The 15,485-nt window shown below is 61.7% G+C and carries 15 protein-coding genes; 2 read left to right on the forward strand and 13 right to left on the reverse strand.

The features are described 5' to 3' along the window. Positions 1-34: 34 nt before the first annotated feature. The 10 genes from HX613_RS21025 to HX613_RS21070 form a co-directional block, all read right to left on the reverse strand. Positions 35-1,390 carry a hypothetical protein gene (locus tag HX613_RS21025; RefSeq protein WP_235347099.1) on the reverse strand — a complete coding sequence of 452 codons (1,356 nt, stop codon included), beginning with the start codon at positions 1,388-1,390 and terminating at the stop codon, positions 35-37. Next, positions 1,383-1,988: a nicotinate-nucleotide adenylyltransferase gene (gene nadD / locus HX613_RS21030; RefSeq protein ID WP_235347100.1), complete on the reverse strand. Its 606-nt coding sequence runs from the start codon at positions 1,986-1,988 to the stop codon at positions 1,383-1,385. Before nadD ends, HX613_RS21025 begins: the two co-directional genes overlap by 8 nt. A gap of 1 nt (position 1,989) precedes the next feature. Next, on the reverse strand, positions 1,990-2,154 hold the full coding sequence (locus tag HX613_RS21035) for a hypothetical protein (protein WP_167389343.1): 165 nt from the start codon (positions 2,152-2,154) through the stop codon (positions 1,990-1,992). A 151-nt stretch (positions 2,155-2,305) separates the two neighbouring features. Continuing rightward, entirely contained in the window at positions 2,306-3,595 is a 1,290-nt protein-coding gene (locus HX613_RS21040; RefSeq protein ID WP_235347101.1) for a glutamate-5-semialdehyde dehydrogenase, read from the reverse strand. Between the two features lie 3 nt (positions 3,596-3,598). Then, complete coding sequence (proB, locus tag HX613_RS21045) at positions 3,599-4,765, reverse strand: glutamate 5-kinase (RefSeq protein WP_235347102.1); 1,167 nt, start codon at positions 4,763-4,765, stop codon at positions 3,599-3,601. Then, complete coding sequence (gene obgE, locus HX613_RS21050; protein ID WP_235347103.1) at positions 4,762-6,324, reverse strand: GTPase ObgE; 1,563 nt, start codon at positions 6,322-6,324, stop codon at positions 4,762-4,764. The genes proB and obgE overlap by 4 nt, the downstream gene beginning before the upstream one ends. 82 nt (positions 6,325-6,406) lie before the next feature. After that, a complete protein-coding gene (gene rpmA / locus HX613_RS21055) occupies positions 6,407-6,658 on the reverse strand; it encodes a 50S ribosomal protein L27 (protein ID WP_143921531.1) in 252 nt (83 codons plus the stop codon). Positions 6,659-6,671: 13 nt separating this feature from the next. Then, positions 6,672-6,980 (reverse strand): 50S ribosomal protein L21, encoded by a 309-nt coding sequence (gene rplU, locus HX613_RS21060; RefSeq protein WP_029417392.1) that lies wholly within the window; start codon positions 6,978-6,980, stop codon positions 6,672-6,674. Between the two features lie 176 nt (positions 6,981-7,156). Then, a complete protein-coding gene (locus HX613_RS21065; protein WP_143921530.1) occupies positions 7,157-7,471 on the reverse strand; it encodes a chorismate mutase in 315 nt (104 codons plus the stop codon). A gap of 93 nt (positions 7,472-7,564) precedes the next feature. Further along, entirely contained in the window at positions 7,565-9,097 is a 1,533-nt protein-coding gene (locus tag HX613_RS21070; protein WP_235347104.1) for an alanine/glycine:cation symporter family protein, read from the reverse strand. Positions 9,098-9,239: 142 nt separating this feature from the next. Here HX613_RS21070 and HX613_RS21075 point away from each other — a divergent pair, with 142 nt between their 5' ends. Next, positions 9,240-10,355: an SPFH domain-containing protein gene (locus HX613_RS21075; protein ID WP_235347105.1), complete on the forward strand. Its 1,116-nt coding sequence runs from the start codon at positions 9,240-9,242 to the stop codon at positions 10,353-10,355. Positions 10,356-10,439: 84 nt separating this feature from the next. Here HX613_RS21075 and HX613_RS21080 read toward each other — a convergent pair whose 3' ends face one another. Then, the gene (locus HX613_RS21080) at positions 10,440-13,517 is read right to left on the reverse strand and encodes an Rne/Rng family ribonuclease (RefSeq protein ID WP_235347106.1); all 3,078 of its coding nucleotides are present in this window, start codon (positions 13,515-13,517) and stop codon (positions 10,440-10,442) included. A gap of 346 nt (positions 13,518-13,863) precedes the next feature. On the opposite strand from HX613_RS21080, the gene HX613_RS21085 reads away from it, so the two are divergent. Next, a complete protein-coding gene (locus tag HX613_RS21085) occupies positions 13,864-14,514 on the forward strand; it encodes a vitamin K epoxide reductase family protein (RefSeq protein ID WP_235347107.1) in 651 nt (216 codons plus the stop codon). 110 nt (positions 14,515-14,624) lie between these two features. Here HX613_RS21085 and ndk read toward each other — a convergent pair whose 3' ends face one another. Both ndk and HX613_RS21095 read right to left on the reverse strand, forming a co-directional pair. Next, positions 14,625-15,041, reverse strand: a complete 417-nt coding sequence (gene ndk / locus HX613_RS21090) for a nucleoside-diphosphate kinase (protein WP_235347108.1) — start codon at positions 15,039-15,041, stop codon at positions 14,625-14,627. A 76-nt stretch (positions 15,042-15,117) separates the two neighbouring features. Further along, positions 15,118-15,483, reverse strand: coding sequence for a DUF4233 domain-containing protein (locus HX613_RS21095; RefSeq protein WP_235347109.1), 366 nt, complete (start codon positions 15,481-15,483; stop codon positions 15,118-15,120). Positions 15,484-15,485 lie beyond the last annotated feature (2 nt).

The following is a 15,485-nucleotide window of genomic DNA, read 5'->3' on the forward strand; positions in this document are numbered from 1 at the left end:
TCAACGGTCTCGCTCACAAGAGCCTTTCAGATGATTACAGCAACATGACCAGTGCAATGACGATGAGTGCGACTGCGAAGAGCGCAGCGACACCCAGCACTACATAGGGTACTTTGGATGGTTCTTCCCCAACAAGGATCCGGCCGTCGTGACCGGTGACCTCGCTGGCGCGAATACGAGTCCCCGGAGGATTCTCGGTCTCTTCGTCCTCGTAGTCAGGATTGGGCAGTGCCCATGCCTCTGGCACGGTCTCCATCGGGCGGGTCTCGGGGTTGGCCGCAAGAGCGCGAGCCGCGTCATCGGACGAGGTTCCAGTTCCTGCAGCAGACGAGTCGTTGGTAGACGACGTCCCTGCGTTCTGGGCTTGGCCGGTGTCGCCGCGGCCCATCGAGGGCTGGTCGGTGCCGGTGTCTGGGGTCGTCGCCGGGCTGTCGGCCTCCGGCATCTGGGCTGAGGCTGCCGTGACGACCCGCACTCCGGAGCTGCTCGGCGGCTGCACGATGGGCATGCGCCGTGAGCGGCTCGTCCCGCCACCATCATCGGCGGCATCATCGTTGAGCGCATCGCCGGCGGCTGCCGACTGTCCAAATTCTGGTGACTGAGCCGGGGCTGGTGAGTCCCCAGTGTGCTGGCCAGGCTGTGTCGATTCAGGCTGTGTCGATTCAGGCTGCGACTGTACAGGCGGCGCTGGTTCGCCAGTGGGCCGCCTGGGAGCGGAGGAAAGAGCATAATCCTGGACTGGCGATTCCGCAGCTCCCGAAGGGGAACTGGTCGCTGCTGCTCCCGGGTCCAGATCTTCGATCGGCTGGGAGAGTGCATCGCGCGGGGCATCGTCGAAGGCAGTCGGTCGCGGTGCGGAGGCCGCGGTGACCGGAGACTCGAAGTCTCGTGCGGCGACTTCGCCGGCCGAACCGCCGAACCCAGCGGTGTCGAAGGATTCGTTCTCGCCGGCTGCAGCCTCGTCTGATTCCTCAGGCGAGCTCGTTTCCGGTCCTGCGATGACAGGGGTCGCGCCGGTGGAGAGGTCGCCTTCAGAAGACAGTCCGTTATCGCGCAGGTAGCTTCTACGGGCGGTGCGCGATTCGAAATGGGGCAAGGGGGCTTGTTGCGGATCGACGGGCTCCGCCGCTTCGGACGGAGGTCGCGACTCCTGCGCCTGGTCGGCAGATGATGCGCCGCGCTCGGGGGCGGTCTCAGACGGTGGCCCGGTGTCGGCCCGCGATTCGGGTGCTTGGGCCCGTGCTGGCGGCGGGTTCAGCAGGTCGGACCGATCGTTCGATGACGGCTCTTTTGGCTGCTCAGGTGTCTCTCGTGCTTCGAACGCCTGTTCCGCAGCCACCCGCTCGGCTTCTCGCCTGGCACGGCGTGACGTGAACTGCTCCTCAGCCATTTTCACTCCTGTACAACTCGTATTTCGCGATGTACTGAACGACCCCGTCCGGTACGAGATACCAGACGGGCGCCCCATCCATCACCCGTAGTCTGCAATCCGTGGACGAGATCGACAATGCAGGGATCTGCACCAAGCTCAACCTGTCCACCGGAAGACCCTCACTGCGAAGTTCGTGCCCCGGGCGGCTCACTCCGACGAAGTGAGCCAAGGAAAACAGCTCATCTACATTCTTCCACGTCAGGATCTGAGCCAAAGCGTCCGCGCCGGTGATGAAGAACATCTCTGTGTCGGTTCCGTAGCTCCTGGCCAGGTCCCGCAGGGTATCGATGGTGTAAGTGGGACCTGGCCGATCAACGTCGGCTCGAGAGACCGTGAAGCGCGGGTTCGACGCGGTTGCGATGACGGTCATCAGATACCGATGTTCGGCGCTGGTGACTTCTCCGGCTTCCTTCTGATAAGGACGTCCGGTGGGCACGAAGACGACCTCGTCGAGATCAAAGGTCGACTGCACCTCACTGGCTGCGACCAGGTGACCGTGGTGAATGGGGTCGAAGGTGCCACCCATGACACCGACCCTGCGTGTTTGCTTAGCCATATCAGTGGCGGTTGGAGATGCCCTTCCACGACCGGCTCACTGCTGCCATCGAGAGGAAGATCGCGAGGGTGATGAGTCCGAAGAAGATCGGATCCATCGGCAATTCGGTGTGGTGGGCTGCCTTCTCCGCGCCTTCGGCAACGGTGGTCAACAGGGCTGCGTTCACGTGCTCTCTCCTAATCGGTGATGATGACGCGGTCTGTCTGCGTCGCAGTGCTTATGCCTTCAGTTTCTCATGAACGGTGAGACAAGTGGGCATCGACATGAGTATCAGTGGGGTTTGAGCGCACCGTCGGTGCGCTCTGGGCCGAGCAGCGTCAGCTGCGGATCTGCCCATTGCCCATCATGACCCACTTCGTGGTCGTCAGCTGTTCGACGCCCATGGGTCCGCGGGCGTGGAGCTTCTGGGTCGAGATTCCCACCTCTGCACCGAAGCCGAGCTCTCCCCCATCGGTGAACCGCGTGGACACGTTGACTCCGACTGCTGCGGCATCGATGGCCGTGACGAATGTCTCAGCATTGTCGATGTCCTTGGTCACGATCACCTCGGTGTGGCCAGAGGAATAGGCGCGAATATGCTCGATCGCCTCGTCGATTCCCGACACCACCTTCACCGCCAATTCGAGATCAAGATATTCCTTCGCCCAGTCGCGTCGAGAGACGCGTTTGACCTTCATCGTCTCCGGTGCCAGCGCCGCGACAGTGGTGTCGGCGTGCAGAACGACCCCGGCCTTGTCGAGTCGGTCAAGTATCTTGGGAAGAACGCGCTTGGCTGCCTTCTCATGGACCAACAGGGTCTCAAGCGAGTTGCATACACTGGGACGATGCGTCTTCGAGTTGACAACGAGGTCGACCGAATTTTTGACGGTGGCCGATGAATCGATGAACATATGGACATTCCCGATTCCGGTTTCGATCACCGGGACCAGCGAATCCTGCACCACTGTGTTGATGAGTTCAGCGCCACCGCGTGGGATGAGGAGGTCGACGTAGTCACGCGCATTCATGAGCACGTTGGCACCGTCACGTCCGAATTGGTCAATTCCGTTGATCGAATCTGCAGGCAGACCCGCCGATTCCACGGCTTTGCGCAGCACGGAGACGATCTCAGCGTTGGAGTTCTGAGCCGCTGAGCCTCCGCGCAGGACGGTGGCATTGCCGGCCTTGAGCGCGAGGATCGCGATGTCGACAGTGACGTTGGGGCGGGCTTCGTAGATCGCACCGATGACTCCCATGGGCACACGGTTCTGAGTCAGTCTGATGCCGTTGGGAAGTACTCGCCCCACAACGACGTTGCCCACGGGATCGTCGAGATCGATGACCGTTCCCACTGATGTGGCCATGGCTTCGATGCGATCATGGTCGAGTCGCAGGCGGTCGAGGAGACCTTCGTTCATTCCGTTGTCGATGCCGGCGGCGATGTCGACTTCGTTGGCTTTGACGATTCGGTCGGAATTCTCACGCAGGGCGTCGGCGATCGCACGCAGCCCGGCGTCCTTCTCTGCCGTCGATGACGTCGCCAGGTGAGCGGCAGCGCTCTTTGCGTTCCTGACTACTCTGGTGACACCCCGGACGGTCTTGGGATGTATCTCGGATACAGCGGTCATGGACTATCTCCCCCCGCTCACGTGCGTGAGTACGAGATCATTGCGATGGATGACCTCTTTACGGTAGTCATTTCCGAGTCGGGTGCCAAGTTCGTCCGTGGACATGCCGAACATCCCGGGCAGTTCCTGCGATGAGAAGTTAGTCATGCCGCGGGCGATGACTTCACCACCGAGGTTCCGAATCTCGATTGGGTCGCCAGCTTCGAAGTCACCGGTCACGCCGGTGACACCGGCAGCCAGCAGGGAGGTTCCGCGGGAGAGCACAGCGGATTCGGCCCCATCGTCGATGGTCACCGAGCCGAAGGTGCGGGCCAGATGGCGCAGCCAGAGCAGACGTGTCCCCCGACGTCTATGCGTCACGGAGAACCACGTGCCCACGTGTTGACCGCCGAGGACTGCTGAGATCTTCTCTGCCGAGGTCAACACCGCGGGTATTCCCGAGTCGGCAACCATGAGCGCGGCTTCGACCTTCGTCGCCATACCTCCTGTGCCGGTGCCGGCGGCCCCGGTCCCACCGATGGCTATGTCGCCGAGATCGGCGGTGGAGGAAACCTGCTCGATGCACACAGAATCGGGCAGATTCGGCGGTCCCGAATATAGAGCGTCGACGTCGGAGAGCAGGACGAGGGCGTCTGCGTGCGACAGGTGTGCGACAAGCGCAGCCAGGCGATCATTGTCACCGAAACGGATCTCTTCTGTCGCCACAGCATCGTTCTCGTTGACGATCGGCAGTGTCCCGAGGGCCAGAAGTTTGTCGATGGCACGTTGCGCGTTCTTGTACCGAGTGCGTCGGATCAGGTCATCGGCTGAGAGCAGCACCTGGCCGGGCACCAGGTCGTAGCGACCCAGCGCCCGGGTGTAGGCGGCCATGAGCAGACCCTGACCGACTCCGGCAGCGGCCTGCTGTGTGGCAAGGTCACGGGGCCGTTTGTTGAGTCCCATCGGTTCGAGCCCGGCCGCAATCGCACCGGAGGACACGAGAATGACTTCGTGTCCGGCAGAACGATGGGCCCCGATGACATCGGTGAGCGCGATCAGCTTTGCTTCGTCCAACCCCCCGTCGAGGGTGGTCAGAGACGAAGAGCCGACCTTGATCACGATGCGGCGTGCAGCTGCGATGTCGGTGCGCACCGAGATGCTGCCAGAATCGGTGGACTGGCTGTCGCTCATTCCTGACCGGACTCGGAATCGGAGGTGACACCGGCGGATCCTTCGCGTCCGCGACCGGACCGCTCTGCGAGGCGCTCCTGTTCGAACTCGGCACGAACAGCGGCCTTCGCATCCATGCGATCGTGGAATGCGGCCTTGCGTTCCTTACGAGTGGAACGGGCATCCTCATCCAGACGCAGGTCGGTACCGCGGCTGCCCAGCAGCTCGGCGCCGCCGACGCTTGTCGGATCCCAGTCGAAGACGACGCCGTCGTCTCCGCCGATCACGATCGTGTCACCCGGCTTCGCACCAGCCTTGAACAGAGACTCTTCGACCCCGAGGCGGTCGAGGCGATCGGCGAGATAACCGACAGCCTCGTCGTTGGCAAAATCCGTCTGCCGCACCCAACGTTCAGGCTTGACGCCGCGGATGCGGAAGACAGGACCGTCCTCGTCGCTTTCGGCTTGAATCTGGAAGCCACGGTCGTCAACGGCCTTAGGGCGGATGACGACGCGCTTCGGCGTCGCCTCGAACTCTGCCCGACGCTCACGTTCGGCTGAGACGAGTTCAGCCATCGCGAAGGACAGCTCCCGCAGACCGATGTGGCTGACGGCGGAGATTTCGAATACTCGATAACCGGCAGCCTCCAGATCGGGGCGGACGATATCGGCCAAGTCATGGCCGTCGGGAATGTCGACCTTATTCAGCGCCACGAGCTTGGGACGTTCCGACAGAGGCAGCAGACCATTTCCGTCGTCGAGGTCGACAGCATAGGCAGCGAGCTCCGATTCGATGATGGTCAGGTCCGAGACAGGATCACGGCCCGGCTCCCATGTCGCCATGTCGACGACATGGACCAATGCGGCGCAGCGTTCGACGTGTCGGAGGAACTCAAGACCGAGGCCCTTGCCTTCTGATGCTCCCGGGATGAGGCCCGGGACATCGGCGATGGTGTATCGCACATCGCCGGCCTGGACCACGCCGAGGTTGGGCACGAGTGTGGTGAACGGATAGTCCGCGATCTTCGGCTTGGCTTCAGACATGGCCGCGATGAGACTGGATTTGCCGGCTGAGGGGTAGCCGACGAGCGCGATGTCAGCGATCGTCTTGAGCTCGAGGACCAAGCTGAGCGCTTCGCCCGGCTCACCCAGCAGGGCGAAACCCGGGGCCTTGCGTTTCGACGAAGCCAGAGCTGCGTTGCCGAGGCCGCCGCGACCACCTGCGGCAGCGACGTATTCGGTTCCGGCATCGACGAGGTCGGCGATGATCTCGCCGTCCTGGTTCTTCACGACCGTGCCGTCAGGGACGGCGATGATGAGGTCACCGCCATCCGCACCATGGCGCAGATCGCCCTTGCCGATGCCGCCGTCGTTCGCAGTCAGATGCGGACGGTGATGAAGCGGGAGCAGCGTTGTGGTCTGAGCGTCGACGACGAACTTGACGTCACCGCCCTGACCTCCGTTGGCACCATCAGGGCCGCCAAGGGGTTTGAACTTCTCGCGCCTGATCGAGGCGCAGCCGTTGCCGCCGTCTCCGGCGGAAAGATGGACTGTGACACGGTCTATGAACTCGGTGGCCATAATGTCCTTATATCAGATGAAGGGTGAGTCTCGAGACTCACCCTTCATGGACCCCTAGCAGGGGAAAAACAGAACTAGTCGATCAAGCGCCGACGATGTTGACGATCTTGCGACCGTTGCGTTTGCCGAATTCCACGGCTCCTGCGGACAGTGCGAAGAGCGTGTCGTCTCCGCCGCGTCCGACGTTGGCGCCTGGGTGGAACTTGGTTCCGCGCTGGCGAACGATGATCTCTCCGGCCTTGACAACCTGTCCGCCGAAGCGCTTCACACCGAGGTACTGCGCGTTCGAGTCGCGACCGTTGCGGGACGAGCTGACTCCCTTTTTGCTTGACATGTGAAGTCTCCTCTTACTTGATGTTCGTGATCTTCAGACGGGTGAGGTCCTGGCGGTGGCCCTGACGCTTCTTGTAACCGGTCTTGTTCTTGTACTTCTGAATGATGATCTTGGGGCCGCGGAGTTCATTGACGACCTCGGCGCTGACCGCAACCTTCGACAGGGCATCAACGTCGGTCGTGACAGTCTCACCGTCGACCAGGAGGACTGCATCGAGTTCGACACTTTCCCCGGCCTTCGCCTTCATCCGGTTGACTGTAATGATGTCTCCGACGCTGACCTTTTCCTGATGGCCACCGGCACGGACAATGGCATAGACCATGGTCGAACCCTTTCTGTTCATACACAAACGAACGGCGGTTGATCCCTTGGCTCCCGAGGAAGGTTTTCCTCAGGTGTCCCATTGAGAGGAATCACCAGCCGTGGTGCGTCGTGCGCACCGACGATCAAGTCTAGTGGATTCGACCGCTGTTGGGCAAACTGCTCGAGTTGGACAACTCAGGCTTCTCGGGTCTCAGCGATCCGTTCGTGATGACGGATTACCTCGGCGACGATGAAGGTCAGGAACTTCTCTGCGAACTCCGGGTCCAGGTGCGCATCTTCGGCCAGCCTGCGGAGGTGGGCGACCTGCCTGCCCTCTCTCTCGGGATCTGCAGGAGGCAGACCGTGGTCAGCCTTCAGCTCACCGACTGTCTCCGTGAGCTTGAACCTCTCGGCGAGCAGATGGATGAGCGCTGCGTCGATGTTGTCAATGCTTCCGCGCAGTTCCAACAGTCGCTCCTGGGCATGTGTCTTGTCGTTGATCTGATCCACGTGCACCAGTCTAACGAGACTCACGGCAATCCATCGACAACGCACGGAGGCCGACCCCGCGCCTTCGCGGAATCGGCCCCAGAGAAGCTGCGCTCAGACCAGCTCCTCCACAGGAACGGCGTCCTTCGTTTCGGGATCCATGAGCGTACCGGCCTTGCGGTCGGCCAGATACTTCTTCATCTCCTTCTTCACCACCGGCATCAGCATGTACAAGCCGAGGATATTGATGAAGGCGCAGAGGAACAGTGCGGCGTCCGCGAACTCGACGATCTTGCTGAAGCTGGCGATGCAGCCGATGACCACGAACACACAGACGAGAACACGGAAGACCGTGACCGCGCCGTTCGACTTGCCGAAGAGATAGGCCCAGGCCCGCTCACCATAGTAGGCCCACGTGATGAGGGTGGAGAAGGCGAAGAGCGCCACCGCGATCGCCAGCAGCACCGGATACCAGCCTGCCACCGTGGAGAAGGCATCGGACGCCAGCGCCACGCCGCCGATCTCACCCGCACCAAGGTCGTTGGTGTAGGAGGGCTGGTTGGCAACGATGATGGTCAGGGCGGTCATCGTACAGACGATCACGGTGTCTACGAAGGGTTCGAGGAGTGCTACGAAGCCCTCCGAGATGGGCCGACGAGTCTTGACCGCCGAGTGTGCGATCGCGGCCGAACCGATGCCTGCTTCGTTGGAGAAGGCTGAGCGCTGGAACCCGATGATCATGACGCCGACGATGCCGCCGGCAACTCCCTGCGGTGCGAACGCACCCTCAAAGATCTGCCCGATGGCCGTCGGAATCTGGCCGAAGTTGATGGCCAGGACCAGCAGACACGAAAGAACGTAGAAGATACCCATGGCGGGAACAAGCTTGTCGGTGACGTGGGCGATGGACCGGATTCCACCGAGGATCACGAGACCAACGAGACCAGCAAAGATGATGCCGAAGATCAAGGACGCCACAGGACCGGCGAGGAAGCCGTCTGCACCGCCGGTCGCGGTACGAACCTGAGCGAAAGTCTGGTTGGCCTGGAACATTCCTCCGCCGACGACGCCGAAGATGAGGATGGAGACTGCGAAGATTCCGGTCAGCAGGCCTGCGATGGGCTTGGAGAACTTACGGAACGCGATAGGCAGGTATTTGAAGGGACCGCCGTAAACAACGCCGTTTTCGTCGATTTCTCGATATTTCACTCCCAGCGTGCACTCGACGAACTTCGTACACATGCCGAGGAGCCCGGCGATGATCATCCAGAAGGTAGCACCGGGACCACCGAGGGCAATAGCCACACCGACACCGGCAATGTTGCCGAGGCCGACTGTGCCCGATAACGCGGAGGCCAGTGCCTGGAAGTGGGTGATCTCGCCCGGGTCGTTCTTGGACGAATATTTTCCACGGATGATTTCGAGCGAGAGCTTGAATCCTCGGGCTTGGATGAATCCGAAATAGATGGTGAAGATTAAGGCTGCGCCGATCAGCCAGAGCACCACGAAGGGGAAGGAGATCGGCCCGAGGGTGATGGGAAAGAAGATGATCCCGCCGAAGAAGGTGGCGATCGGATCGAACCAGGAGTTGATTGCATCATCAACCGGTGACTTGGGGGCATCTGCTGCCCATATCAAAGTGTTCATGGTGCAATAACCTGCCGTACCCCTTGGAAGGTAGCAAGCTCTACGGCACAGGACACGAATACAGTTATCCAACTGTTACGTGCATCACACTTAAAGGGTATTGGTGAGATGCACGTCTCATTCTGTGTCCTAGACTGAAATCATGACTCAGAACCCTCATCAGCACGTTCCTCCCCCGAATCAGCCCCCAGGATCTCAGCCGACACCACAGCGGCCTCTGCCCGGGCGCGGCCAGCATCCCGGTTCCGGTCCTCGGGGCAACCCGCAGCGGCCTCCTCAGGGTGGACCGCCCAGGTCCCCTGGAGTTCCTCCGGAACAAAGCCGACCTGGGCCGTCGAGAATCGCATCGGTCGAGGGCGAACGTGTCAGGGAGACCTCGGCGGGCGGCGTATCTGGATACTTCGCTATCGTCGGCGGAGTCATCCTGTTGCTTCTGGCGCTCCTGCTCGCAGTGTTCGGACTCATCATGACCGTGGCCCAGGCAGCGGTCGGAGTCATCCTCATCGTGCTCGCCATCGTCATGTTCATTGCATCGATGTTCATGTTCAAGGGGTGCACTTCCGTGGCTCCGGGCAACGCTGTCGTGCTCCAGCTCTACGGGAAGTACGTCGGCACAGTGCGCCAATCGGGCCTGCGCTTCGTCAACCCCTTCTATTCGAAGATTCAGGTATCGACACGCATCCGCAACCACGAGACCTCCACACTGAAGGTCAACGACCTCGACGGCAATCCGATCGAAATCGGCGCCGTGGTCGTCTGGCAGGTCCAAGACACGGCTCAGGCGCTGTTCGAGGTCGATGACTTCGAGGAGTTCGTCGCCATCCAGGCCGAGACCGCTGTGCGCCACATCGCAAACTCCTATGCCTACGATTCCTCGGATCCGAACCGGATGTCCCTGCGCGACAACGCCGATGAGATCACGTCGAAACTTTCCAATGAGGTCGCAGCACGAGTCGCCGCCGCTGGCGTGACCATCATCGAATCGCGCATCACGCAGCTGGCCTACGCCGCAGAGATTGCCCGAGCCATGCTCCAACGCCAGCAGGCTACAGCGGTTGTTGCAGCCCGCCAGCTCATCGTCGAAGGTGCTGTCGGGATGGTCGAGACCGCCATTGAGCAGATCGAGGGACGCGGGATCGTCAAGCTCGGGCATCTCGAGCGCAGCGATCTCGTCTCGAATCTGATGATCGTACTCTGCGGTGATCAGGCTGCGCAGCCGACCATCAGCACGACGAGGAATCAGGAATCCAAGAACTGAGGCGTCCTGCCGCCGATCCTCATGATCGGTGGCGGGACGCCTCGTCGTCTCTCCGCATCAGTCACATGAGTGCGGACATGCTGTTCAGTCTTCGCCGATGATGACGAACGAGGTCGGCAGCGACTGCTGCGCCGACTCATCAGCAGCCTGAGCCTTGGCAGCGGGCTTCCGCCGCGGTGCTACCTTGACCGGTTCAGCCTTGGCCACCTTGGTCGCGGTGTCTGCACCGATCATCAGCGGAAGCTCGGCAGCAGGCACCTCAGGCTTTTTCGCCGGAGCCGGCTTGTCCTGGACCGGCTTGTCCTGAGCAGGCTCGTCCTGAGCCGGCTCGACATGCGTTGGCGTTGACGTCTCCGAGGACTTGGCAGTGGACCGCTTCCGGCTGTTGCGGGTCCGGGATCGGCCCGACTTTCCGCTGCCGTTCGAATCGGCGGATTCGTTGCCCTGCGATTCCTTCGTGGTGTCACCGTTCGGCGTCGACTCAGTGCCGCTCGAAACCGAGGTGTCCTGAGAGTTCTCGCCGTCCTTGGACTCCGTCTCGTCCTTCTTCAGCGTGGCCTTGGCAATTGCGGCTACGGCCGAACGTGAGGCGTCGTTGGCCGCGGCGTCGGTGTGGCCTTCGGAGTCGTTGGACTTCGACGACGACTTATTGTCACCGCGACGCTTGCGATCACGTTTGCTGTTCGAGTTGTCGTTGTGTGTGGACCGATTGCCGTGGTGGGCCTTCGAGCCGTCCTCTTCTGAACCCGGAAGCAGCAGTCCCCGACCGGACAGGTCGGCCCCGGCGCTGACAAGGGACTCTGCGAGTCCGGTGCCGATGCGCTTACGCGTCATCTGCACAAGGCCCAGGGAGGTCACCTCGGCGACCTGATGCTTGGTCCTGTCCCGTCCCAGGCATTCGACGAGACGACGCACAACGAGGTCGCGGTTAGATTCGAGGACCATGTCGATGAAGTCGACGACGATGATGCCGCCGATGTCGCGCAGGCGCACCTGCCGGATGACCTCTTCGGCCGCTTCCAAGTTGTTGCGGGTCACGGTCTCTTCCAGGTTTCCACCTGAACCGGTGAACTTGCCGGTGTTGACGTCGATGACCGTCATGGCCTCGGTCCGGTCGATGACCAGCGAACCACCAGATGGCAGGTTGACGGTGCGCTGCAGCGCCTTCTGCACCTGTTCCTCGACCCGGTAGTGGTCGAAGATGTCTTCGTCCTCGCTGTAGCGGTGGACGCGCTCGAGCAGATCCGGTGCCACTGCCTCGACGTATTCGTGAATCGTGTTCCACGCACCGTCGCCGTCGATGACGAGAGACGAGAAGTCCTCGTTGAAGACGTCGCGGATGATCCGCACGATCATGTCCGGCTCGCTGTACAGGAGCTGGGGCGCGAGCACCTTCGTCGACTTCGACTTCTTCTCGATGGTCTCCCACCGTTTCGCCAGTCGTTCGACGTCCCTGCCGAGTTCCTTGTCCGTTGCTCCTTCGGCTGCGGTGCGCACGATGACTCCATTCGAGTCACCGACGAGTTCCTTGAGCAGCTTCTTCAGTCGATTGCGCTCGACGTCGGGCAGCTTGCGTGAGATTCCGGTCATGGAGTTGCCGGGAACGTAGACGAGGAAACGTCCGGGCAGAGAGATCTGACTCGTCAGACGGGCGCCCTTGTGACCGATCGGGTCCTTGGTGACCTGGACGAGGACGGCGTCGCCGGGGCTGAGCGCCACCTCGATGCGGCGAGCCTTGCCATCCATGCCGAGGGCGTCCCAGTTGACTTCACCGGCGTAGAGCACAGCATTGCGGCCCTTGCCGATGTCGATGAAGGCGGCTTCCATGCTCGGCAGCACGTTCTGCACTTTGCCCAGGTAGACGTTGCCGATGAGGGACGACTGCTGGCGGTTCTCCTTCAGGTAGTGCTCGACTGTGATCCCGTCTTCGACGACGACCAGCTGTGTCTGCTCGCCGCTTTCACGCACCAGCATCGTCCGGTCCACGGATTCACGACGGGCCAGGAATTCAGCCTCGGTGATGACGGGGCGGCGGCGCCCTGCCTCACGACCTTCCTTACGGCGCTGCCTCTTGGCTTCGAGGCGAGTCGAGCCCTTCAGCGAGGTCACCTCATCGTTGTCCGTGCTGCGAGTCCGTGAGCGACGGCGACGACGGCGACGCGAACCGTTGTCGTCATCGTCATCATTATCATCATCACCGGAGTCAGTGACCTTCTCAGACTGCTGGCCGGAGTTCTTGTCATCAGAGGATTTGGCGCCGGCGGTCTTGTTCGAATCTGACTGCTGAGCCTTCTTCTCCGACCGGTTGCCGGAACGTGACTCGCGTCTGTTCGAGTGGGAGTCGGAATCCTCGTCAGCAGATTCTTCGGCTGACGATGGCGAATCTTCATAGTTCGATTCACTGCCGTTGTCATCGCGTCCGCGGGAGCGGCGGCCGCGTCCTCCACGGCGACGCCGACGGCCGCCGGAATCGTTGGAGTCATTGTCCTCGGAGTCATCGCTCTTCGCGCTGTTGGTATCCGCGTCCGATGCCTCCGCGTAGTCCGAGTCGCTGTCGTACTCGTCGTCGTCGTCGGAATCGTCGGTGTCGTTCTCAACCTGGACGGGCTGAGCCAGTTCGGCCTTGGGCACCTGGAAGATCAGTCCACCGTCGTGTGGCACGGCTGGCGCGCTGCGCGGGGTCGGGGCAGGAGCGGGGGCCACGGTGGGCGCTGCGAAGGGGTTGCGGGGATCGAATGTGGGGGCCGGTGCCGGCGAGGCGTCATCCGCGGCAGTGCCTGCAGAATCGTCGTCATCGGCATCCGCAGAATCGTTCGCCTCGCTCCCCCGGCCGTTGTTCGCGGCGTTCTGCGGATCCCCGGCAGGATCGCGGACGAACTGTTCGAATACCAGTCCCCCGTTGGCTGCGGAGTCCCGTGCCTCCTTCGGTGTGCCCGGCCTCTGCTCCGGAACGTCTTCGACGTCCTCGTCCGAGTCACCATCGCTCGGCTCAGGAACGCGCAGAGACTGCGCAGCCTCGGCGATGTTGTCGAGCTTCGCTCTGATGCTCTCGTCGACATCCCCATGAGAGGAGTCTGCGGAATTCACCGACTGCTGCAGATTGGCGAGATCGGCGAGGATGCCCTCTGTTGCTTCGTTGCCGTCATTCGACGCGTCATTCATGATTTCTCCCAGTCCGAAGACTCCGTCCACACCTCACGGATCTTCGGATCCTTGCATGGTCCAAGTCGGACCGAAACTTGTGGATGGCACTTCCAGCTCGCGCTCAGCGCGTAGGCTTTCCGTGCTGCCTCTTCTTGGTGTCGACCTGCGAGGTCGTACCCTCGACTCGGTGGAGGCACTTCTCCTGCTCGGTGTGAGAGCAAGTATCCGTCTGGCCATTATGTCACAGATCAACCGAAGTGCTTCGGTCGATCTCCGCCGTCTATGGTCTCCGTCACTTCCCGTATGTGACTATTCACAGCCGCCCCCGTTTGCCGCGCAGTGTCCGGGGAGGCATTCTTGGAGTGTGAATACCGCAGATACTCTCCCTGACGACGATATCGACGTGGTGCCGCAGACCCGATCCTGGGTCCTGCGGCCGACCAGCCTCGGCGTCTTCCTCATCGTTGCATCCGTCGTCGGCTACTTGGCGTCTTTCGCTCTTGCCGTCGAGAAGTACGAGAAGTTGGAGGACCCGAACGCTGTGCTCTCCTGCGACCTCAACCCGTTCTTCTCCTGCGGATCGGTGATGGAGTCTCCCGAGAGCCAGCTCTTCGGCTTTCCCAATCAGCTCCTGGGAATCGGCGCTTTCATATTCCCGCTGCTCCTCGGCGTGTTGCTCCTCGCCGGGACGAGGATCCCGAGGTGGATCATGGCGGGACTCAACATCGGCCTCGCCCTCGGCACCGTTCTCGTCATGTTCCTGTTCTACGTCTCGATCTACAAGATCGGCGTCGGCTGCCCCTGGTGCATGGTGGTGTGGACGATGACGATCCCGATGTTCGTCGCTGTCACAGCCCACAATGTTCTGGCCGGCAATTTCGGCGCCCGGATCGCGCGGAATCCGATGGCCAGAGTCCTCGCTAAGGAGAACGTGGCGATCTTCGTTCTGTGGCTGCTCGTCATCGCAGCCTGCATCGTCGTTCAGTTCTGGAACTTCTTCTCGACCCTGTTCTGAGCAGGACCTGAATAGCTGACTCACCACTGCCATGAAATGACGCGGGTGCCCTGCGGACGATCCCTCGGAGGAAGGACTGCTGCAGGGCACCCGCGTCTGTGCGCTGAGATCTATTCGGCGGGGAACCAGATGCCGATCTCGCGTTCGGCCGATTCGACGGAATCGGATCCGTGCACGAGGTTCTTCTGGACCTTCTCGCCCCAGTCGCGGCCAAGATCGCCGCGAATGGTGCCCGGTGCCGCCGCTGTCGGGTCGGTTGCACCCGCCAGCGAACGGAATCCTGGGATCACTCCCTGGCCGGAGGCGATGATCGACACGATCGGTCCTTCGGACATGAAGTCGACGAGGGGCTGGTAGAAGGGTTTGCCTTCGTGCTCCGCGTAGTGGGCGGAGAGTTCTTCCGCGGTCGCGGTGCGCAGCGACAGAGCATCGATGGCATATCCCTTGGATTCGATCCGAGCGAGGATCTGTCCCACGAGTCCTCGTGCGACACCATCGGGTTTGATGAGGATGAGAGTGCGTTCCATTCCGGTCCTTTTCGTTTGTGCGATGATCGGCGGTCACAGTTTAACCGCCGTTGAGTTCATTGACCGCCGAGGCGGTTCAGGCTCGTTCCGCCACTTCCCTGTCGATCCTCGCCGACCAGTACACCGACACCGCCCAGAGGGCGATGAAGATCGCTGCGACGAAGAACATAGAGGTGACGAGGAATCCCGAAGCCAGCAGGAGGATCTGCACGACCCAGCCCAGTGCCACACCCGGTCGCTTCTGGCCGATCCGTCGTGGCAGCAGCAGGACCGAGACGATGGCCAGAGCGGCAATCACGGACGCGCCGAGGAGCAGCTGTCCCAAGGTCAGGGATCCTGCTGCCTTCACCGCCAGGCCGAAGGCAGTGAGCACTGCGAAGTAGACGACGAAGAGCTCACAGATGAGGATCGAGCCGCACAGGACGGGAAACTTCGATTTCATCG

Origin of the sequence: Brevibacterium sp. UCMA 11754 (genome assembly GCF_021532275.1) — a bacterium.
Classification (GTDB): domain Bacteria; phylum Actinomycetota; class Actinomycetes; order Actinomycetales; family Brevibacteriaceae; genus Brevibacterium.

Coding starts and splice junctions, on each gene's coding strand:
- HX613_RS21095 (WP_235347109.1), bottom strand. CDS start 15,483: ATGAAATCGAAGTTTCCCGTCCTGTGCGGCTCGATCCTCATCTGTGAG.
- rplU (WP_029417392.1), bottom strand. CDS start 6,980: ATGGTCTATGCCATTGTCCGTGCCGGTGGCCATCAGGAAAAGGTCAGC.
- rpmA (WP_143921531.1), bottom strand. CDS start 6,658: ATGTCAAGCAAAAAGGGAGTCAGCTCGTCCCGCAACGGTCGCGACTCG.
- HX613_RS21080 (WP_235347106.1), bottom strand. CDS start 13,517: ATGAATGACGCGTCGAATGACGGCAACGAAGCAACAGAGGGCATCCTC.
- proB (WP_235347102.1), bottom strand. CDS start 4,765: ATGAGCGACAGCCAGTCCACCGATTCTGGCAGCATCTCGGTGCGCACC.
- nadD (WP_235347100.1), bottom strand. CDS start 1,988: ATGGCTAAGCAAACACGCAGGGTCGGTGTCATGGGTGGCACCTTCGAC.
- obgE (WP_235347103.1), bottom strand. CDS start 6,324: ATGGCCACCGAGTTCATAGACCGTGTCACAGTCCATCTTTCCGCCGGA.
- HX613_RS21025 (WP_235347099.1), bottom strand. CDS start 1,390: ATGGCTGAGGAGCAGTTCACGTCACGCCGTGCCAGGCGAGAAGCCGAG.
- HX613_RS21070 (WP_235347104.1), bottom strand. CDS start 9,097: ATGAACACTTTGATATGGGCAGCAGATGCCCCCAAGTCACCGGTTGAT.
- HX613_RS21040 (WP_235347101.1), bottom strand. CDS start 3,595: ATGACCGCTGTATCCGAGATACATCCCAAGACCGTCCGGGGTGTCACC.
- ndk (WP_235347108.1), bottom strand. CDS start 15,041: ATGGAACGCACTCTCATCCTCATCAAACCCGATGGTGTCGCACGAGGA.
- HX613_RS21075 (WP_235347105.1), top strand. CDS start 9,240: ATGACTCAGAACCCTCATCAGCACGTTCCTCCCCCGAATCAGCCCCCA.